This window comes from Chimaeribacter sp. YP20170169 (assembly GCF_056739715.1).
In genome coordinates this window covers 2,082,746-2,102,075 of record NZ_CP176824.1, presented here as the reverse complement: position 1 = coordinate 2,102,075, position 19,330 = coordinate 2,082,746, and the positions used below count along the sequence as shown (strand labels likewise).

Annotated in this window: 14 protein-coding genes and 1 pseudogene; 7 read left to right on the top strand and 8 right to left on the bottom strand. The window is 63.6% G+C overall.

Annotated features, from left to right (window positions below; all coding sequences use genetic code 11):
- Window position 1 precedes the first annotated feature (1 nt).
- On the bottom strand, window positions 2-901 hold the full coding sequence (locus tag ACK3SD_RS09320) for a glycyl-radical enzyme activating protein (protein WP_137763297.1): 900 nt from the start codon (window positions 899-901) through the stop codon (window positions 2-4).
- A gap of 130 nt (window positions 902-1,031) precedes the next feature.
- On the opposite strand from ACK3SD_RS09320, the gene fsa reads away from it, so the two are divergent.
- The 3 genes from fsa to ACK3SD_RS09305 all read left to right on the top strand — a co-directional run bounded on the left by fsa (window position 1,032) and on the right by ACK3SD_RS09305 (window position 4,995).
- A complete protein-coding gene (gene fsa / locus ACK3SD_RS09315) occupies window positions 1,032-1,697 on the top strand; it encodes a fructose-6-phosphate aldolase (protein ID WP_481125296.1) in 666 nt (221 codons plus the stop codon).
- A 285-nt stretch (window positions 1,698-1,982) separates the two neighbouring features.
- Complete coding sequence (gene kdgT, locus ACK3SD_RS09310; RefSeq protein ID WP_481125295.1) at window positions 1,983-2,972, top strand: 2-keto-3-deoxygluconate transporter; 990 nt, start codon at window positions 1,983-1,985, stop codon at window positions 2,970-2,972.
- Between the two features lie 298 nt (window positions 2,973-3,270).
- Window positions 3,271-4,995 (top strand): hypothetical protein, encoded by a 1,725-nt coding sequence (locus ACK3SD_RS09305; protein WP_481125294.1) that lies wholly within the window; start codon window positions 3,271-3,273, stop codon window positions 4,993-4,995.
- A 52-nt stretch (window positions 4,996-5,047) separates the two neighbouring features.
- Here the strand turns inward: ACK3SD_RS09305 and ACK3SD_RS09300 are convergent, their stop codons facing one another.
- The 4 genes from ACK3SD_RS09300 to ACK3SD_RS09285 all read right to left on the bottom strand — a co-directional run bounded on the left by ACK3SD_RS09300 (window position 5,048) and on the right by ACK3SD_RS09285 (window position 11,994).
- Window positions 5,048-5,341, bottom strand: coding sequence for a YbdD/YjiX family protein (locus ACK3SD_RS09300; RefSeq protein ID WP_481125293.1), 294 nt, complete (start codon window positions 5,339-5,341; stop codon window positions 5,048-5,050).
- The gene (locus ACK3SD_RS09295) at window positions 5,334-7,400 is read right to left on the bottom strand and encodes a carbon starvation CstA family protein (RefSeq protein WP_481125292.1); all 2,067 of its coding nucleotides are present in this window, start codon (window positions 7,398-7,400) and stop codon (window positions 5,334-5,336) included. The genes ACK3SD_RS09300 and ACK3SD_RS09295 overlap by 8 nt, the downstream gene beginning before the upstream one ends.
- A 206-nt stretch (window positions 7,401-7,606) precedes the next feature.
- A complete protein-coding gene (locus tag ACK3SD_RS09290; protein ID WP_481125291.1) occupies window positions 7,607-9,541 on the bottom strand; it encodes an exoribonuclease II in 1,935 nt (644 codons plus the stop codon).
- Between the two features lie 146 nt (window positions 9,542-9,687).
- Window positions 9,688-11,994: an FdhF/YdeP family oxidoreductase gene (locus ACK3SD_RS09285; protein WP_481125290.1), complete on the bottom strand. Its 2,307-nt coding sequence runs from the start codon at window positions 11,992-11,994 to the stop codon at window positions 9,688-9,690.
- A gap of 344 nt (window positions 11,995-12,338) precedes the next feature.
- On the opposite strand from ACK3SD_RS09285, the gene dacD reads away from it, so the two are divergent.
- Entirely contained in the window at window positions 12,339-13,532 is a 1,194-nt protein-coding gene (gene dacD / locus ACK3SD_RS09280; RefSeq protein WP_481125289.1) for a serine-type D-Ala-D-Ala carboxypeptidase DacD, read from the top strand.
- A 44-nt stretch (window positions 13,533-13,576) separates the two neighbouring features.
- Here dacD and ACK3SD_RS09275 read toward each other — a convergent pair whose 3' ends face one another.
- The 3 genes and pseudogenes from ACK3SD_RS09275 to ACK3SD_RS09265 form a co-directional block, all read right to left on the bottom strand.
- Window positions 13,577-14,482 (bottom strand): LysR family transcriptional regulator, encoded by a 906-nt coding sequence (locus ACK3SD_RS09275; protein ID WP_481125288.1) that lies wholly within the window; start codon window positions 14,480-14,482, stop codon window positions 13,577-13,579.
- A 92-nt stretch (window positions 14,483-14,574) separates the two neighbouring features.
- Entirely contained in the window at window positions 14,575-15,366 is a 792-nt protein-coding gene (locus tag ACK3SD_RS09270) for a DeoR/GlpR family DNA-binding transcription regulator (RefSeq protein WP_481125287.1), read from the bottom strand.
- A gap of 37 nt (window positions 15,367-15,403) precedes the next feature.
- Window positions 15,404-16,299, bottom strand: a pseudogene (locus tag ACK3SD_RS09265) (PfkB family carbohydrate kinase).
- Between the two features lie 197 nt (window positions 16,300-16,496).
- On the opposite strand from ACK3SD_RS09265, the gene yihU reads away from it, so the two are divergent.
- From yihU to ACK3SD_RS09250, 3 genes are read left to right on the top strand one after another with little or no spacing between them, the layout of a single operon-like run.
- Window positions 16,497-17,402, top strand: coding sequence for a sulfolactaldehyde 3-reductase (gene yihU, locus ACK3SD_RS09260; RefSeq protein ID WP_481125286.1), 906 nt, complete (start codon window positions 16,497-16,499; stop codon window positions 17,400-17,402).
- Window positions 17,403-17,436: 34 nt separating this feature from the next.
- The gene (locus tag ACK3SD_RS09255; RefSeq protein WP_481125285.1) at window positions 17,437-18,267 is read left to right on the top strand and encodes a class II fructose-bisphosphate aldolase; all 831 of its coding nucleotides are present in this window, start codon (window positions 17,437-17,439) and stop codon (window positions 18,265-18,267) included.
- A 12-nt stretch (window positions 18,268-18,279) separates the two neighbouring features.
- Window positions 18,280-19,329, top strand: a complete 1,050-nt coding sequence (locus tag ACK3SD_RS09250) for an aldose epimerase family protein (RefSeq protein ID WP_481125284.1) — start codon at window positions 18,280-18,282, stop codon at window positions 19,327-19,329.
- Window position 19,330: the final 1 nt, after the last annotated feature.

The window sequence follows — 19,330 nt, the reverse complement described above, 5'->3', positions numbered from 1 at the left end:
TTTATCCTCTCAACAGGGCAGTCAACCCGCGCCGCCGGGCATGGTGGCAGGCAAAGGCCAGCAGGTCCGGGTCATCCAGGGGGACGGCCGGGGCGCGGTAGGGTTGGTCAAGCAGGGCATACTTCTGGATGCCAAGCGTGTGGTAGGGCAGGAAATGGATCTCGTTGCAGCGTGTCTCATCGGCGGCAAAGTCGATGATGGCGCGCAGCGAGGCGCAATCGGCGTTGAAACCGGGGATCACCGGCACCCGCACAATCAGCGGCGTGCCGGCCTCTTTCAGCCGGCGGAAGTTATCCAGCACCCGTTTGGCGGAACCGTCCGTCCAGTCGTGGAAACGCGCCTCATCAACATGCTTAAGATCCGCCAGCAGCAGCGACAGGTGGGGCAGCGACGGGGCGATGTAGGCCCACGGCACATGCAGGCAGCTCTCGACCGCGGTGTGCAGCCCCTCGGCGCGGCAGCGCTGCAACAGCGTGGCGCACGCCTCCGGCTGCATGAACGGCTCGCCGCCGGAGAGGGTAACGCCCCCGCCGCTGCGCTGGTAGAAGGGGCGGTCGCGCAGCACGGTTTCCACCACCGCCTCCAGATCGAGCGCCTCGCCGCACAGCGTCAGGGCTTGGGTCGGACAGGCGGCGGCGAGCCGCGGCAGATCCTCGGGCGTCAGGCGATCGCGGTGCAGCCGGGGGCGGCCATCCGCCATCTCCACGGCGTGTGGGCAGATCTGCTGGCAGGCGTGGCACCCGGTCAGGCAGCGGCGCGCGTCATACAGCAGCTCCGCGGTGCGGGCACGGCTCTCCGGGTTCTGGCACCAGCGGCAGCCCAGCGAGCACCCCTTCAGGAACACAACGGTGCGAATGCCGGGGCCGTCATGGGTTGAGTAGCGTTGCAGGTTAAACAGCATAGGGACTCCTTTTTCGTTCGTAGATTAAAGTTCTTTCGAACGAAAGATATTTTGATAAGGGTCAAGAAGAGGCAGGCTTTTTCGTTTACCATGCAGACAGTGTGAAAATTGAGCCATTCAGGAGAGTGAAATGGAGCTATATCTGGACACGGCAGACGTCAATGCCGTCAAACGTTTGGCGCGCATCCTGCCGTTGCAGGGCGTCACCACCAACCCGAGCATCGTGGCGCGCGCGGGCAAGCCGCTGTGGGAGGTGCTGCCCGCGCTGCGTGATGCGCTGGGCGAGACGGGCAAGCTGTTCGCCCAGGTGCTGGCGGAGCAGGCCGATGGCATGGTGGCCGAGGCGCAGCTGCTGACGCAGCGGGTGCCGGAGTTGATCGTCAAGGTGCCGGTGAATGCCGAGGGTCTGGCGGCGATCAAGATACTCAAGGGGCTGGGCATCCCGACGCTCGGCACCGCAGTCTATGGGGCGGGGCAGGGGTTGCTGGCGGCGCTGGCTGGCGCGGAGTATGTCGCGCCCTACGTCAACCGGCTGGATGCGCAGGGCAGTGATGGCATTGAGATGGTGCGCCAGTTGCAGAGCCTGCTGACCCAGCACGCGCCGCACGCCCAGGTGCTGGCGGCCAGTTTCCGCACCCCGCGTCAGGCAGTGGATTGCCTGTTGGCCGGTTGCCGCGCCATTACCCTGCCGGTGGATGTGGCGGAGCAGATGCTCTCCACCCCGGCGGTGGAGGCCGCCACCCGCGCCTTCAGCGATGACTGGCAACATGCGTTTGGTGCCCGCCATCTGGGTTGAACCCGCCCGAACCCAAGCCCGCCGCTGGCGGGCTTTTTTATGCCCCCACGCTGCGCTTTTTTTAAGCCAGTGAGATCTCAATGAGATTTTTTAGCCATTGATGATGAGAAGATGAACCTGGGTATTCACAAAAAAGAAACAGCGTTTCAATTTTGTGGGTGAGATCATTTTTATTCACCGTGTGAACAGTTAAGTTACTCAACTAATGGCTCACCAATAAATAACAGCGTGCCGCGCAGTCCGGCACCCCACCCGGTTCTTATTCTCTCTGAGGCGAAAAAGTCCATGCAAATCAAACGTGCGATTGAAAAAATCCCTGGCGGCATGATGCTGGTGCCGCTGTTCATTGGGGCGTTGTGCCACACCTTCGCGCCAGACGCCGGCAAATATTTTGGCTCGTTTACCAACGGCCTGATCTCCGGGACGGTGCCGATTTTGGCGGTGTGGTTCTTCTGCATGGGGGCTTCGATCAAGCTCAGCGCCACCGGCACCGTGCTGCGCAAGTCCGGCACGCTGGTGGTGACCAAAATTGCGGTGGCTTGGCTGGTGGCGGCGGTGGCCTCGCGTTTGTTGCCAGAGAATGGGGTGGAGATTGGCTTCTTCGCTGGCCTCTCCACGCTGGCGCTGGTGGCGGCGATGGACATGACCAACGGCGGGCTGTATGCCTCCATCATGCAGCAGTACGGCACCAAGGAGGAGGCTGGCGCGTTTGTGCTGATGTCGCTGGAGTCCGGGCCGCTGATGACCATGATTATCCTCGGCACCGCGGGTATCGCCTCCTTTGAGCCGCATGTCTTTATCGGCGCGGTGCTGCCGTTCCTGGTGGGCTTTGCCCTCGGTAACCTGGACCCGGAACTGCGCGACTTCTTTGGCAAGGCAGTTCAGACGCTGATCCCGTTCTTTGCCTTTGCCCTCGGCAACACCATCAACCTGAGCGTGATTGCCCAGACCGGGCTGCTCGGCATCCTGCTGGGAGTCAGCGTGATTATCATCACCGGCATCCCGTTGATTATCGCCGACAAACTGATTGGCGGCGGGGATGGCACCGCTGGTTTGGCCGCCTCCAGCTCTGCTGGCGCGGCGGTGGCCACCCCGGTGCTGATCGCGGAGATGGTGCCGCAGTTCAAAAGCGTGGCGCCAGCTGCCACGGCACTGGTGGCGACCTCGGTGATTGTTACCTCGGTACTGGTGCCGATTTTGACCGCCATCTGGTCAAGAAAGGTAAAGGGTGCGCGCAAAACCAGCCTTGATGAGCAGGCGGCGCAGGTGAAATAGCTCATTTATATGCATTACCTGAAACCCTGCCCCTCAATGGGCAGGGTTTTTTTGCAGTAGCCCTATCATTTTCAGGCCCTTTTCACCTCCCTCTGCCGCCCCGGTTTCCACCCTTTCCCGTTTAAACATTAACAGTGTTGATTAGTGATGTTTGTTTACTCCTCACTGCGCCTGATTTCGCTAGTCTTCAGAGTGCTGGGAGGCGAAAAATCATTATCGTCCCTTAAGTTAGCGATTCATGCCTGCCACAGCCTTTCGTAATTTTGCAGGCGTTCATAGTGAACAGGAGGAAGTAAACATGGCTACACAATGTGCTGATATTACCGCCCTACGTAAAATTGAACCGAGTGCTGACGGTGAAACCGTCAACGTTGCCGCCTATTATGCCGGTGTGACCTATACCGACAGCGTGCCAAACGGCGGCGGGCTGTTCGCCCATGATGCCAAGGACACCACCAGCGTTGACAATGGCGGCTCCGTCATCGTCACTGCCAGCGGTAAACGCTGGAAACGCTCGGTTGATCAGCTGCTGCCGGTGCACTTCGGTTGCCGTCCTGGCGGTACCGTGGACTGCACCACCCAGATGAAGGCCTATGTCACGGCCTCCGCCGGGAAAGTGGTGGACTTCCGGTATGGCCCGTGGCGTGTCAATGCCACCATCGACCTGACCAACGTCACCCGTATCATTGCCGATCAGGCCGGTCGCTTCAAAGTGACGCCGAAAGGCTTTACCGGCAACTACGTGCTGACCTTGGGCGACCCGACCAAGGCCGCCAACGCCGGTCGCACCAGCCGGCAGATCATCGATGGCTCGCTGGTGGTGGAGTGTGACAGCCGCGACACCGTTCTGAACGGCATCTATATGAAGGGGCAGTGGTTCGTGGGCGAGCACATCCGTGCCCAGGGTTTCAACGGCATCGGCATCCATCAGGACACCATCTGGGACTCCACCTTCCAGCGCCTGAGCGTGGAGCGTTGTGGCAACTTGACGGACTATGCGTTGGAGATGGGGTCGGACACTGACACCATGAACGCCACCCACATCGCCTCGGTGCAGTGTGAGCAGGCGTACCATCGCGGCATCAAAATCTCCAACAAGGTGCGTAACGTCATCAACAACATCCACGCCGAGCGCCTGATCATCCTGAAAGAGGATGACGGCACCACGGGGCTGGCGTCCGGCCTGAAGTACATGAACCACTACATCGTGGCCGGTAACTCCATCATCCAGCAGGTGATCATTGATGCGGACAAGGTGGACAGCGTGACCCAGCAGACGGTGGGTGTTTCGCTGGTGCCCTCCATCTATCTGGCGGCCGACCGTTCGGAGTTCCGCAACTGGAACTGTGGCAGCTCGGTGGTGAGCACCGCCTACGGCACTAACTCGGTCTTCTCCACCTGCCTGTTTAGCTCCTGGTACATCAAGGCGCCGACCTATGACCTGTCAGTGATTGAGCCGGCGGTGTCAAACGTCTTCATGGTGGAGTCTGACCTCAACATCGTTAACCCGACGGCGACCAACCTGTCGTTCTTCTACAACGCCAACAAGGTCAAAATCACCAAGGGCAACATCACCAACGTAAGTTTCCCGAACAACATCAAAGGGGACATTACCTTCAACGGCACCTATATCAGCGGTGACATCACCGCCACCAAAGTGCCGGCGGCCGGGTATGCGCCTGTCACCTTCAACGACTGTAACATCACCGGCACCTACAGTGGCGCCTACCGCCAGTCTGCCGTCATCAACGGCGGCCACCTGACCGACGTCAATCTGGTGAGTGGGGCGGCAGTGATCTTCACTGACGTGCTGATAGACAGTTTTGCCTACACCGGCGAAGTAGGGTATATCACCCGCGGCTGCCGCGCGACGAAAGTCACCAAGTGGGCGACGCCGACGGGCACCAACTACCCAGCCGGGACCTTTACCGAACGGCTGGGGGTGGATACCGCCAAGGCCGGGCTGGTTTACGTCAACACCAATGGGGCCGTGGCTTGGACGCCAGTTGTGAAATTGCCTTAACATTCGACATGCAGCAAAACGGCTCCCTCGGGAGCCGTTTTTTTTTGCCTTTTTAGCAGGGGCATTTGCCCATTTTTCCCCCCTGGCTGGGGAAGCGCGCCTCCAGACAGCGGTGATGGAAGGCCGCCTCGCTCAGCGGCGGCTCACCGGGGTGATGCAGCTGGTGGTAACGCAGGTAGGCCGGGTAGTCATGCACGCCCACCATCAGCCGGAAGCTCTGCGCCAGCCGGCGGAAAACGCGCCGTACCCGGCCCGGCCAGGTGCGCGGTAGCGTCTCGCTAAGCGGGCAGCAGCGGATGATGGTGAAGGCCGGGCGGCGGGGCGCGGCATAGGGCAGGTCAGCCATGTTTCACCTCCGGGCGCAGGCGGGCATCGGTTTCATGCACTGTTGGGCGGTCAGCGCGCAGCGCCCGGCGGATGGCAAAGAAGGCGGCGACCAGCATGGTGACCGCCACCAGCATAAAGAAGCCGCACAGCACGGCGTTGATCTGGTTGGCAAACACGATAGTCTCCATATCTTTCAGCGACTTGGCCGGGGCGATCACCGTCCCGGCATCAATGCCGGCGGAGAATTTGCGCGCCTGTGCCAAAAAGCCGATGGCCGGTTTCTCATGGAAGATCTTCTGCCAGCCAGCGGTCATTGAGGTGATGAACAGCCAGACGGTAGGCAGGATCGTCACCCAGGCGTAGCGCTGTTTCTTCATCTTGAACAGCACCACGGTGCCGAGGATCAGCGCCATGGAGGCCAGCATCTGGTTGCCGATGCCGAACAGCGGCCACAGGGTATTGATGCCGCCGAGCGGGTCAATCACCCCTTGATAGACGAAGAAGCCCCAGCAGGCCACCGCCACCGTGGTGCCAGCCATGTTGCCGAGCCAGGAGCGGTTGTTCGCCAGCCCCGGCACCACCACGCCTGCCAGATCCTGCACCATGAAACGGCAAGCGCGGGTGCCGGCATCCACCGCCGTCAGGATGAACAGCGCCTCAAACAGGATGGCGAAGTGATACCAGAAGGCCATCATCGCCCGGCTGTTGAACACCTCGGTGATGATGTGGGCCATGCCGACCGCAAAGGTGGGCGCGCCACCGGCGCGGGAGAGGATCGAGGCCTCGCCGACATCACGCGCGATCCCTGACAGCATCTCCGGCGTCACCACAAAGCCCCAGCCATTGATTACCTCGGCGGCGTTCTGCACCGTGGTGCCAATCAGCGCGGAGGGCGAGTTCATGGCGAAGTAGACGCCCGGATCAATCACCGAGGCGCAGATCAGCGCCATGATGGCGACGAACGACTCCATCAGCATCGCGCCATAGCCGATAAAGCGGGTGTGGCTCTCACGCTCCACCAGCTTGGGCGTGGTGCCGCTGGAGACCAGCGCATGGAAGCCGGAGATGGCACCGCAGGCGATGGTGATGAACAGGAACGGGAACAGGCTGCCAGCGAACACCGGCCCGCTGCCATCAATGAAGCGCGACACCGCCGGCATCTTCATCTCCGGCATGGCGAAGACGATGCCGATCGCCAGCCCGACAATCACGCCAATCTTCAGGAAGGTGGAGAGATAATCACGCGGTGCCAGTAGCAGCCAGACCGGCAAGACCGAGGCGACAAAGCCGTAGATCACTAGCACCCAGGTCAGCGAGGTGCCGGAGAGGGTAAACAGCGGCCCCCAGTAGGGGTCTTGCGCCACGTTGCCGCCGTAGACGATCGCCAGCATCATTAGCACGAAGCCGATGATAGAGACTTCGGCAATCTTGCCGGGACGGATAAAGCGCATGTAGATGCCCATCAACAGCGCGATCGGGATGGTGGCGGCGATGGTGAACAGCCCCCACGGGCTGTCGGCCAGCGCCTTCACCACCACCAGCGCCAGCGCCGACAGGATGATGATCATCACCCCCAGCGCGCCGAGCATGGTCACCACGCCGGCGAACGCCCCCAGCTCCTGCTTGGCCATCTCGCCCAGCGACCGGCCATCGCGGCGGGTGGAGATAAACAGCACCAGAAAGTCCTGCACCGCACCGGCCAGCATCACACCAATCAAAATCCACAGCGTGCCGGGCAAAAAGCCCATCTGCGCCGCCAGAATCGGGCCAACCAACGGCCCGGCACCGGCAATCGCCGCAAAGTGGTGGCCGAACAGCACCCACTTGTTGGTCGGCACATAGTCCAGCCCATCATTGTGGCGCTCCGCTGGAGTCATGCGCCGGTCATCCAGCTCAAACACCTTGTCAGCGATAAACCGGCTGTAGAAACGGTAGGCGATGCTGTAGCAGGCGACGGCCGCCACCACCAGCCACAGGGCGTTGACCGGCTCACCGCGCTGGAGGGCCAGCATGGCGAAGGCCAGGGCGCCAACTAACGCCACCACGAACCAGACCACTCTGGTTTTGACGTTGCTCATGGGAACTGCTCCTTGTCGTTATAGGGGAGAGGGGGATCCAAGCGGCGACGCCGGGCGGCGAAAACCGTTGAACCCGTTAAACATAGGGCTTGTGGCGCGCTTGAGAAGCAGGGCGGCGAAGAAGTGTGAAGCAGGCGGGATTTTGGTGGATAAAAAAAATCCTGCACCGGGGTGCAGGATTATTCAGGCAGTCAATGCGACAGCGATCAGGCGACCGGGCGGGCGATCACGCTGCGGGTTTCCATGCGCACTTCGGCGATCTCTACCTCAATCACGTCGCTCTGGCGGTAGGCGACTTCGCCCTTGATCTGCACGGTGCCGGTCTCCTGGCTGCACACCAGCTCGTCACGCACCGCGTGCAGGAACGGGGCCGGGATAAAGGCGACCGCGCCGTTGTCCAGCAGGCGCACGCGCAGGCCGCCACGGGTCACGTCGATCACCTCGGCACGGAAGCGCTCGCCGCTGCCCACTTTCGGGTTCAGGTAGCGGGCGTAGAGCCAGTCACCGACGTCGCGCTCCGCCATGCGGTTCAGGCGGCGGCGCTCGGCCAGTTGCAGCGTCATCTCTGCCTGCGGCTTGACGCCCGCCTGACCGGTGATGATCGCCTTCAGCAGGCGGTGGTTGACCATGTCGCCATACTTACGGATCGGCGAGGTCCAGGTGGCGTACGCCTCCAGCCCCAGACCGAAGTGCGGGCCTGGCTCGGTGGCGATCTCAGCGAAGGTCTGGAAGCGGCGGATGCGGCTGTCAAGGAACGGGGTCGGCTGGGCGTCCAGTTCACGGCGCAGGGTGCAGAAGCCCGGCAGGGTCAGCAGCTCGGCCGGATCGGCCTCAATGCCGTTGGCCTGCAAAATGGTCACTGCCTGCTCGACCAGCGCCGGGTCGAAACCGGTGTGGACGTTGTAGACACCAAAGCCCAGACGGTCACGCAGCACGCGCGCCGCACAGACGTTGGCGGCGATCATCGCCTCTTCCACGATGCGGTTGGCGATGCGGCGGTGCTCCACCAGAATCTCCAGCACGTTGCCCTTGTCGCCCAGCACGAAGCGGAAGTCCGGGCGATCCTTGAACACCAGCGCGTTCTGTTCACGCCACTGGCTGCGCAGTTCACACACGCGCTTGAGCAGGCGGATCTGGGTGGCGATCTCGTCACTCTGCGGCTGCCACTCACCCTGGCCCTCGAGCCAGTCGGAGACCTCGTCATAGACCAGCTTGGCGCGGGACTCGATATGGGCGGCGAAGAAGTGGATGTCATCACCCAGGCTGCCATCCTCGCCCAGCGTCACGCGGCAGGCCAGCACCGGGCGCTGCACGTTGGGGCGCAGGGAGCAGAGGTCATCGGAGAGTTCACGCGGCAGCATCGGGACGTTGAAGCCCGGCAGGTAGTTGGTGAAGGCGCGGATGCGGGCGGCGTCATCGATGGCACTGCCCTCGCTGACGTAGGCGGTCGGGTCGGCAATCGCCACCGTCATGCGCAGCTGGCCGTTGTCGAGGGTCTCGACATACAGCGCGTCATCCATGTCCTCGGTGCTGGCGCTGTCGATGGTGACGAACGGCAGGGCGGTGAGGTCTTCACGCGTCAGTTGCTGCTCCAGCATCTCGCCAACAGCGGACTCCGGTGCCTCGCGCTCCAGGTTGTGGCGCGCCAGCGTGACCCACCAGGGGGCAAAATCATCTTCACCAAAGGTGATGTAGGCGGTCAGGTCGGCGTAGAAGCCGCGGTCGCCCTTCAGCGGGTGGCGGCGCATCTCGGCCACGGCCCAGTCGCCCTCTTTGAATTCATGTTTTACATCGCGCGCCGGGCGGCACGGGATGGCATCTTTTAGCAGCGGATGATCCGGCACGATGGAGAAGCGGTCATCTTTCTTCTGGACGCGGCCAACAAAGCGCGTCAGGAACGGTTCAATCAGCGATTCCGGCTCTGCGACCTCGCGCTCTTTCTCCGTATGCAGGGTAGCCACCACGCGGTCGCCATGCATCACTTTCTTCATGTACGGCGGCGGGATGAAGTAGCTTTTTTGGCCATCCACTTCCAGGAAGCCAAAGCCTTTCTCAGTGCCTTTTACCACGCCTTCCGCGCGGGGAGTCTGAGAGTGAAGTTGCTGTTTTAGCTGTGCGAGCAGCGGGTTATCTTGAAACATAGCATCCAGAGCGTGGGGTTAAAGGGGGCGGAATCGCGGCTGACAGTTTTACGCGAATCAGCCCCGGCGGGCAAGCGCTTTAGCCGCAACCTGTTGCGAAAAAAGCGCCTTGGGGCAAGGCCCGGCCGGGCGGCCGGGCAGACGCATCAGGCGATGCGGCGGGTATCAGCGGCTTCGCTGCGGCGGATGGTCACCGGCACCGATTTGGAGGTCGGGGTGTGGGTGTCATCGCCAAAGCTGGACATCGGCACCAGCGGGTTAGTCTCGGGGTAGTAGGCCGCCAGGTTGCCGCGCGGGATGTCGTAGCTCACCAGCTTGAAGCCGGTCACCACGCGTTCCACGCCGTCATGCCACAGCGTCTCGATGTCCACCAGCTCACCGTCGTTCAGGCCCAGCGCTGCCAGATCCTGCGGGTGGATGAACAGCACTTCACGCTGGCCGTAAACGCCACGGTAACGGTCATCAAGGCCGTAGATGGTGGTGTTGTACTGGTCGTGGGAGCGCAGGGTTTGCAGCGTGAACGGCGCTTTCTCGCCATTCGGCATCGGGATCACCGCGTCCGGCAGCGGGGCATGGCTGAAGTGTGCCTTGTTGCCCGGCGTGTTGAAGCGCAGTTCGGCCGCCGCGTTGCCGAGGTAGAAGCCACCCTTGATGTCGCAACGGGCATTGAAGTCCTTGAAGCCAGGGATGGTGGCCTCAATGTGGTTGCGGATCAGGTTGTAGTCGCCCGCCAGCGCCATCCAGTCCAGCTTCTCGCTGCCGAGTACCGCATCAGCGATGCCACAGACGATCGCGGTTTCGGAGCGCTGCATCTCGGAGATCGGTTTGCCGACACCCTCGGAGGCGTGCACCATGCTGAAGGAGTCTTCCACGGTGATGAACTGCGGGCCGGTGGCCTGGATGTCCGCCTCGGTGCGGCCCAGGGTCGGCAGGATCAGCGCGTCACGGCCCGGCAGCAGGTGGCTGCGGTTGAGCTTGGTGCTGATCTGCACGGTCAGGTCGCAGGCTTGCAGCGCCTGCGCGGTGCGCGCGGTATCCGGCGCGGCCGCGGCCAGGTTACCGCCGAGGGCAATCAGGACTTTCACCTCGCCACGCAGCATCGCTTCCAGTGCCTCAACGGTGTTGTGGCCCTTCTCGCGCGGCGGCGTGAAGTTGAAGTGCGCCGCCAGGCTGTCGATCAGCGCGGCCGGGGCCTTCTCATCGATGCCCATGGTGCGGTTGCCCTGTACGTTACTGTGGCCGCGCACCGGGCAGAGGCCAGCACCCGGCTTGCCGAGCTGGCCGAACAGCAGTTGCAGGTTGACGATTTCACGGATGGTCGGCACCGAGTGCTTGTGCTGGGTCAGGCCCATCGCCCAGGTGCAGATCACGCGCTCAGCGCTCTCATAGATGCTGGCCGCCTCACGCAGATCCTGCTCGCTCAGGCCAGACTGGCTGACGATGTGATCCCAGGAGGTGGCGTCCACCGCGTCGAAGTAGGCTTCCACGCCGGCGCAGTTCTGGTCGAGGAACGCCTGATCGAACAGGCCCGGCTCGCCGGCCGCCAGTTTCAGGCGGTGGCGCTCCAGCAGCACTTTTACCATGCCGCGCACGGCCGCCATGTCACCGCCGAGGTTCGGCTGGTAGTAGCGGGAGCTGATGCGACCAGCCTTGGTGGTCACCACTTCCAGCGGCTTCTGCGGATCGGCGAAGCGCTCCAGCCCACGCTCGCGCAGGGTATTGAAGCTCACCACGTGCGCGCCGCGGTCGGCGGCGTGGCGCAGGCTGTGCAGCATACGCGGGTGGTTGGTGCCGGGGTTCTGACCGAAGACGAAGATCGCGTCCGCCTTCTCGAAGTCATCCAGACGGATGGTGCCCTTGCCCACGCCGATGGACTGCTTCAGCGCCACGCCGCTCGCCTCATGGCACATGTTGGAGCAGTCAGGGAAGTTGTTGGTGCCCAGCATGCGGCCAAATACCTGATAGAGGTAGGAGGCTTCATTGCTGGCGCGGCCAGAGGTGTACAACTCGATCTGGTCCGGGTGGCTCATCGCCTTCACATGGCGGGCGATCAGGTCGAACGCCGCTTCCCAGCTTACCGGGCGGTAGCGGTCAGTGGCGCGGTCATAGCGCATCGGGTGGGTCAGGCGGCCTTGGTACTCCAGGAAGTAGTCGCTCTGCTCACGCAGGGTAGAGACGCTGTGCTTGGCGAAGAACTCTGGCTCCACCGCTTTGCGGGTCGCTTCCCAGGTCACCGCTTTCGCGCCGTTCTCACAGAAGCTGAAGGTGCTGTGGTTGTCATCGCCCCAAGCGCAGCCGGGGCAGTCGAAGCCGCGGCCCTTGTTGACACGCATCAGGTTGCGCAGGTTGGAAAGCACTTTCTTGCTGTCAAAAACGTAACGGGTGGTGGACTCAAGCGCGCCCCATCCGCCGGCTGCGCCGGTGTAAGGCTTAATCGAAGGTTTGAATTTCATTCTTATGTCGCAGGCTTTGTTTCAGAAACGTAAACACTTTTTTAAGTGTTTGGATAATTTATGTCGCAATTTTAGGGAGTGACCGTCACAGCGTCTAATCGAATGACGCAATCGTCTGATAGAGGAAGCTTATCGCATCACCACAGGACGAGAGGGGGAGAAAAGCGGGCAGGGCGGATCGCTGAAATTGTGAGCTTGTTGTAAATGGATGGTTTCATTATGTAATCATTAGCAAAAGTCTTGGGGTTTCACCCCAGCCGGAATTGATGCACTCTAGCCCCCGGATTTTTCGATGGTTTTTTATTGCGTGGGCCAGATTGTCCGCGCAGCAAGAGGATATGTGTGTGAAGCGTAGTGTTTTGAGTATGTTATGTGGTGTGCTGCTGTTCTCCGCTGGCCACGCCGCGGCAGACGCCAGCCCGACCGCCGCCGGCGTGGCGCCGATCAACTTCCCGGTGGTCGCGCCGGGCATCGACGCCGCCTCCTTTGTGCTGATGGACTATGCCACCGGCGACATCCTGGCACAGGGCAACCAGGACGCGCGCCGCAACCCGGCCAGCCTGACCAAGCTGATGACCGGCTACGTGGTGGATCGCGCGCTCGACCAACACAAAATCACGCTGGATGATGTGGTTACCGTCGGCAAAGATGCCTGGGCGGCGGGCAACCCGGTCTTCGCTGGCTCCTCCCTGATGTTCCTCAAGCCGGGCGACCGCGTCACGGTACGTGACCTGAGCCGCGGCATCATCATCGACTCCGGCAATGACGCCTGTGTGGCGATGGCGGACTACGTGGCGGGCAGCCAGCCAGCCTTCGTCAACCTGATGAACCAGTACGCCGACCAGCTTGGCCTGAAGGATACCCACTTCGAAACCGTGCACGGGCTGGACGCACCGGGGCAGTTCACCTCCGCCCATGATTTGGCGGTGCTGTCGCGCGCCATCATCCACGGCGAGCCGGAGGAGTACCACATGTACAGCGAGAAGACGCTGACCTACAACAACATCACCCAGAACAACCGCAACGGCCTGCTGTGGGACAAAAACCTCAACGTTGATGGCCTGAAGACCGGCCACACCGAGAGCGCCGGTTTCAACATCATCGCCTCGGCCACCGAGGGGCAGCGCCGGCTGATCGCCGTGGTGATGGGCGGCAAAAGCCCGAAGGGGCGTGAGGAGCAGGCACGCAAACTGCTGACCTGGGGCTTCCGCGAGTTCGCCACCCTGCCGGTGTTCAAAGCCGGGCAGGGCGTCGCCAATGAGCAGGTATGGTATGGCGATCAGGACAAGGTGAAGCTGGGCAGCGCGGATGAGGTGTTCCTCAGCGTGCCGGCGGGAGACACTGATAAGATCAAGGCGCAGTACGTGCTGGACAACCCGCAGCTCAAGGCGCCGCTGACCAAGGGACAGGCGGTCGGCAAGATCAATATCCTCGATCAGGGCAAGGTGCTGAAGTCAATCCCGCTGGTGGTGCTGGAGCCGGTGAAGCAGGGCAGCCTGATCAGCCGTGCGGTGGACTACATCAAGCTGAAGATCTAGCCCCGCGCCGGGCAGAGGAGAAGCCAGCCCACGGGCTGGCTTTTTTACGCCGGTTGCCGGCGCAGCCAGGTCTGGGCGGCGTCAAAGAAGTGCTGGGCCAGCGGTGTGGCGCGCCCCGGCTCGGCCACCACCAGCGCGGCGTGGCGGCTCATCGGCGCAATCGCCAGCGGGCGGCGGCGCAGCGCCGGGGTCATCTCGTCAATCAGGTGGCCACGCGGCACCAACCCGCAACCAAGGCCGACATAAACCCCCTGCATCAGCTGGAAGATGGAGCTACTGTCAAGGATCGGCCGCAGCGCCAGCCCGGCCAGGCTGAACTGGTTGTCGAGGTAGCGGCGGAAGTAGCGGCTGGGGTCGGAGAGGCAGAGCGGCAGCGCCGCCGCCGCCTCCAGCGCCAGTGGCGACTCGCCCGCCAGTTGCGGGAAGTGCGTCGGGTGGTAGAGCACATCCACGCCATTGTCCTCCAGCGGCTGCAACTGGAAATGCAGCTCGTTGAGGGTGGTCATCTCGAAAAAGCCGATGCCCACGTCCACCGCGTGGCTGTTGAGCGCCTCCAGCAGCTGGTCGGCGCTCAGCTCCGCGACACGGTAGTCGAGGCGCGGGTTCTCCGCCTGCACGCCCTTCAGCATCTGCGCCAGCGACAGGCTGCACTGTGGCATCACGCCGATGCGCAGCGTGCCGGTCAGGCCATGCTTGAGGGAGTCCACCTCCAGTTTCAGCCCCTGATAGACGGCGACAATTTCCCGCGCCCAGTTCAGCACCCGCTCCCCCTCGGCGGTGAAGCCCTCGAAGTTGTTGCCGCGGTTGATCAGGTTCAGCCCCAGCTCCTTCTCTAGGTTCTTCAGCCGCATCGACAGGGTCGGTTGGCTGACAAAGCTGGCCTCGGCGGCGCGGCCAAAGTGGCGCTCCCGCTCCAGGTTACAGAGGTAGATCAGTTGTTTAATATCCATAAAGGGTGCAGATGATTATTATCAGGCAGGGAATGGGGGCATTATACCACCGTTGGCGCCGGATAATCCGCCGTGATGGGGGTGAAAGCCGCTTATTCCGCAACGGCCACCGGGGCGACGTGCAGCGCCACCTGATGCTGCGCCAGCCGGGCCGCCAGCGGCGGTGGCGGCGGGGCGTCGGTGAACAGCGCGCTGATCTCGCCCACCTGCGCCAGCTCCACCGCCGCCGAGGCGCGGAACTTGGTGTGGTCGGCGGCCACCAGCACATTGCGGCTGTGTGCCATCATGGCGCGCGCCATCGCCACCTCGTTGACGTCAAACTCCAGCAGCGTGCCGTCGCCCTCCAGCGCGCCAGTGCTGGTGAGGGTGTAGTCGGCGCGGAAACCAGAGACAAACTGGATGGCGCTCGGGCCAATGATGCCGCCATTGTGGGCGCGCAGCACGCCGCCCGGCACCAGCACCTCGAAATCCTTCTGCTTGTAGAGGATCTGCGCCACCCGCAGGCTATTGGTGATGACGCGCAACTGGCTGTGCGCCAGCAGCGCGCGGGCGATGTGCTCAACGGTGGTGCCGATGGTCATGAATAGCGTGCAGCGGTCAGGCAGGGCGTCGGCGATCGCCGACGCGATGGCGCGCTTCTCCTCGTTGCAGGCCAGCTCCCGCTGCTCAAAGGCGGTATTCACCAGACTGGAGGCGCGGCCCGCGCCGCCGTGGTGGCGGGTGATGAATCCCTCCTCACTCAGCTTGCGAATATCGCGGCGCACGGTCTGGGTGGAGACCGCCAACAGCTGTGCCAGCGCCTCAATGCTCATGTAACCCCGTTCGGCAATCAGCGCGATCAGTTGATCGTGCCGTGGGTTGCCCGTCACTTCCGTCAGGCTCATCTCTGTTCCTCGCTCTGCTGTGCGGCGTTGGCCTATTCTAGCCATAAAGTGACAAAAATGCGCCTAGCTGATCATAGTCCGCGATCCCGGCGCGGCCCCCTCGCGGGTGCACTTCAGCGCCGCCGCGCCGCTGGCCCAGCGCACCGCCTCCGCCGGGGCCATGCCGCGTGCCAGCGCCCACGCCAGCGCGCCGTGGAACACGTCGCCAGCTCCCGTCGTGTCTTTCACCGCCACCGCGAAAGCTGGCTGGTGGCGGCAGACGCCCCGATCGAGCCACAGACAGCCCTCCGCCCCGAGGGTGACGTAGACCTGACCGGCGGTCAGCGCGGCCGCCCGGCGCAACGCCTGCTCCACCGGCAGCTCGCCGGTCAGCCGATGCAGGCCGGGCAGGGAGAAGGCGGCGTGGTCAGCCAGCGCCAGCAGCGGGGTAATGGGTTGCGGCGTGAGGTCGGCGTCCAGCACGGTCACCACCCCGGCGGCGCGCGCCCGCGCCATCGCCACCTCTGCCCCCTCCGGCCAGCGCACATCGGCCAGCAGCGCGTCATAGGCACTGAAATCAATGGCCGCCAGCCACCCGGCATCCGCGTCCAGATTGTGTCCCGGATGGTTGATGATGGTGCGCTCACCGGCGGCGTCCACCAGCACCGCCGACTGGCCGGAGGCCGCGCCCGCCACCTGTCGGCAGTGACGCACGCTGACGCCATAGCCCTCTAGCTCCGCGCGCAGCCGCGCTCCGCAGGCGTCATCGCCGGTGCGGCCGATGAAATCCACCGTGGCTCCCAGCCGCGCCGCCGCCACCGCCGCGGTGGCCGCTGGCCCGCCCCCGGCCTCCTGGTAAGAGTAGGCGATATATTTGCCGCCGCCGGTTGGCAGGCGCTCCAGAGAGTAGAGGCGATCCTCCACCGCGATCCCTACACAGGCCAGATGTCCCATCACATGCTCCTTAACGCTGATTGAGTGCGACCCAGTTTAGCCACGGCAATTGTTCAAAAAGTGACGGCTGTCCGGTTTTTTACTCAAAACAACAAATACGATCAGAAAAAGACAATAAATGACATCGAGGCGTGGCGGCCTGCTCACTGTTGGACACTGCACCCTGCCACCTTCAATCCAGCCAAAGGAGAGTAAGTATGACAGTAGTGGCCTTTATCGGTCTGGGGCAGATGGGTGCGCCGATGGCACGCAACCTGATGCGCCACGGCCATACGCTGCGGGTGCATGACCTCAACCCGCAACCGGTGGCGGCGCTGGTCGCGGAGGGCGCCCACGGCTGTGACAGCCCGGCGCAGGCGGCGCAGGGCGCGGAGGTGGTGATCACCATGCTGCCGACCGGCCCCCAGGTGCACGCGGCGCTGCTGGGGGAGCGGGGCGCGCTGGAGACGCTGACCCCGCAGGCGCTGGTGATTGACATGTCCACCATCCTGCCAACGGAGAGCGATGCCCTGTGCGCGGCGCTGGCGGCGCGCGGCATCAGCTTTATGGACGCACCGGTGGGGCGCACCTCGGATCATGCCATCGCCGGCACCTTGCTGATTCTGGCGGGCGGCAGTGAGGAGCAGGTGGCACGCGCCACGCCGCTGCTGCGCTGCCTCGGCGACACCCTGATCGCGGCGGGCGGGCCGGGGCGCGGCATCCGCCTCAAGCTGATCAACAACTACATGAGCATTGCCCTCAATGCCCTCTCGGCGGAGGCGGCGGTGCTGTGCGAGGCGCTTGGGCTGCCGCTGGATAAAGCGCTGGAGGTGATGAACCTCACCCCGGCGGTGCGCGGCCACTTCGGCACCACCTGGCCGCAGCGGGTACTGAAGGGCGATCTCAGCCCGACCTTCATGATCGATCTGGCGCACAAGGATCTGGGGCTGGCCCTGACGCTGGCTGGCCAGTTGCGGGTGCCGCTGCCGATGGGGGCGGCGGCGCGCGAGCTGTACAGCCAGGCGCGGGCGCAGGGACGTGGCCGGCAGGACTGGAGCGCCATTCTGGAACAGATGCGGGCCGCCGCCGGGCGGCCCTCCGTGGTGCCTGAGGGCACGCAATGAGGAGTAGATCATGCCGTATGTAGCAGGAGACACCATGGTTCGTCATGCGTGGCAGGAGGGGTATGCCATCGGCGCGTTCAGCGCGCACAACGCCGAAACTATTCTGGCGGTGCTGGAGGCGGCGGAGGCGGAGCGCTCGCCGGTGATGATCCAGATTGGCCAGCGCGCCATCAACACCCTGGGCCTCGCGCCGCTGAAGGCGCTGGTGGACGCCTACCTGGATCGCGTCAGCGTGCCGGTCTGCGTCCACCTCGACCACAGCCGCCGCTTTGAACAGACGCTGGAGGCGGTGCGCTGCGGCTTCCAGTCGGTGATGTTTGATGGCTCGCACCTGCCGTTCGCCGAGAATGCGCGCATCACGCGCGCGGTGGCGGAGGTGGCCCACGCGCTGAAGATTGGCTGCGAGGGGGAGATTGGCAAAATTGGCGGCGTGGAGGATGAGATAGACGTGGCCGATGAGGAGGCGCTGATCACCTCCTGCGAGGAGGCGGCGCGCTTTGTGGCGGCTACCGGCGTTGACTATCTGGCCGTCTCGATCGGCACCGCCCACGGCCTCTACACCCGGCCACCAAAATTGGCCTTCGGGCGGCTGGCGGAGCTGCGTGAGACGGTGGCGCGCCCGGTGGTGCTGCACGGCGGCTCCGGCGTGCCGGATGCGCAGATCCGGCAGGCGATTGGACTGGGGGTAGCCAAGATCAATGTGGACACGGAGCTGCGGCAGGCGTTCACCGAGGGCATGGCCGGGGTACTGGCGGAGAACCCGCAGGAGTACGCGCTGGCCGTGACGCTGGGTCGTGGCCGTGAGGCGATGCGCCAGAAGGTGCAGGAGAAGATCCGCCTGTTTGACAGTCAGGGGCGGGCATAGGGGGAACAGGCAATGACAGAGATACATGAGGCTCCCTTCGGGGAGCACCACGGGCAGGCGGTGAGGCTGTTTACCCTCACCAACGGACAGGGGATACGGCTGGCGGTGACCAACTACGGCTGCATCATCACCCAGCTGTGGGTGCCAGACCGGCAGGGCGTGCCGGGCGACGTGGTGCTGGGGTTTGACACGCTGGCGGAGTATCAGGCCGGACACCCCTTTTTCGGTGCCATCGCTGGCCGCTGCGCCAACCGCATCGGCGGCGGCCGCTTCCGGCTGGCGGGCCGGACGCACACGCTGGCCTGCAATGAGGCGGCGACCGGCCAGCATCTGCATGGCGGCGTCTGTGGCTTTGACAAACGGCTGTGGCAGGCGGAGCCGGACGGCGACGGCGTGCTGTTCTACTACCGCGCGGCGGATGGCGAGGAGGGCTACCCCGGCAACCTGGAGGTGATTCACCGCATCAGCCTGCGTGAGGATAACGTGCTGGCCTTTGACTATCAGGCGACCTGCGACCAGCCGACGCCGGTCAACCTCACCAACCACAGCTACTACAACCTCTCGGCGCAGGCGGAGGATATCCGCCGCCATTGGTTGCAGATTGACGCCGATTTCTACACCCCGGTGGAGCATCAAACGATGCTGCCGACCGGTGAGATCCGCACCGTGGCTGATAGCCCGGTCGATTTCCGCCAGCCACGTCCACTGGAGGAGGTGATGGCCCCGCTGCCGCAGCAGGGGATTGACCTCAACTTTGTGCTGCGCGGCGGCGAGGGGGCGCTGCGCCCGGCGGCCACCCTCTACCACCCGGCCAGCGGGCGCGAGATGCGCGTGACCACCAACCAGCCCGGCGTGCAGTGCTACAACGCCTTCAAGCTGTCGAACAAACGCTGGATCGGCAAGGGGCAGCGCCACTATGCCGCCTTCGCTGGCCTCTGTCTGGAGACGCAGGCGTTCCCTGACAGCCTGCACCAACCGCACTTCCCCAGCATCGTGCTCCAGCCCGGCGAACGCTATCGCCACCATACCGAACACACCTTCTCCACCCGAGCGGAGGATTGAG

What these genes read in the sequence shown, in the direction of transcription:
- ACK3SD_RS09320 (WP_137763297.1), bottom strand. Translation starts at nt 901, where the DNA reads ATGCTGTTTAACCTGCAACGCTACTCAACCCATGACGGCCCCGGCATT.
- fsa (WP_481125296.1), top strand. Translation starts at nt 1,032, where the DNA reads ATGGAGCTATATCTGGACACGGCAGACGTCAATGCCGTCAAACGTTTG.
- kdgT (WP_481125295.1), top strand. Translation starts at nt 1,983, where the DNA reads ATGCAAATCAAACGTGCGATTGAAAAAATCCCTGGCGGCATGATGCTG.
- ACK3SD_RS09305 (WP_481125294.1), top strand. Translation starts at nt 3,271, where the DNA reads ATGGCTACACAATGTGCTGATATTACCGCCCTACGTAAAATTGAACCG.
- ACK3SD_RS09300 (WP_481125293.1), bottom strand. Translation starts at nt 5,341, where the DNA reads ATGGCTGACCTGCCCTATGCCGCGCCCCGCCGCCCGGCCTTCACCATC.
- ACK3SD_RS09295 (WP_481125292.1), bottom strand. Translation starts at nt 7,400, where the DNA reads ATGAGCAACGTCAAAACCAGAGTGGTCTGGTTCGTGGTGGCGTTAGTT.
- ACK3SD_RS09290 (WP_481125291.1), bottom strand. Translation starts at nt 9,541, where the DNA reads ATGTTTCAAGATAACCCGCTGCTCGCACAGCTAAAACAGCAACTTCAC.
- ACK3SD_RS09285 (WP_481125290.1), bottom strand. Translation starts at nt 11,994, where the DNA reads ATGAAATTCAAACCTTCGATTAAGCCTTACACCGGCGCAGCCGGCGGA.
- ACK3SD_RS09275 (WP_481125288.1), bottom strand. Translation starts at nt 14,482, where the DNA reads ATGGATATTAAACAACTGATCTACCTCTGTAACCTGGAGCGGGAGCGC.
- ACK3SD_RS09270 (WP_481125287.1), bottom strand. Translation starts at nt 15,366, where the DNA reads ATGAGCCTGACGGAAGTGACGGGCAACCCACGGCACGATCAACTGATC.
- yihU (WP_481125286.1), top strand. Translation starts at nt 16,497, where the DNA reads ATGACAGTAGTGGCCTTTATCGGTCTGGGGCAGATGGGTGCGCCGATG.
- ACK3SD_RS09255 (WP_481125285.1), top strand. Translation starts at nt 17,437, where the DNA reads ATGGTTCGTCATGCGTGGCAGGAGGGGTATGCCATCGGCGCGTTCAGC.
- ACK3SD_RS09250 (WP_481125284.1), top strand. Translation starts at nt 18,280, where the DNA reads ATGACAGAGATACATGAGGCTCCCTTCGGGGAGCACCACGGGCAGGCG.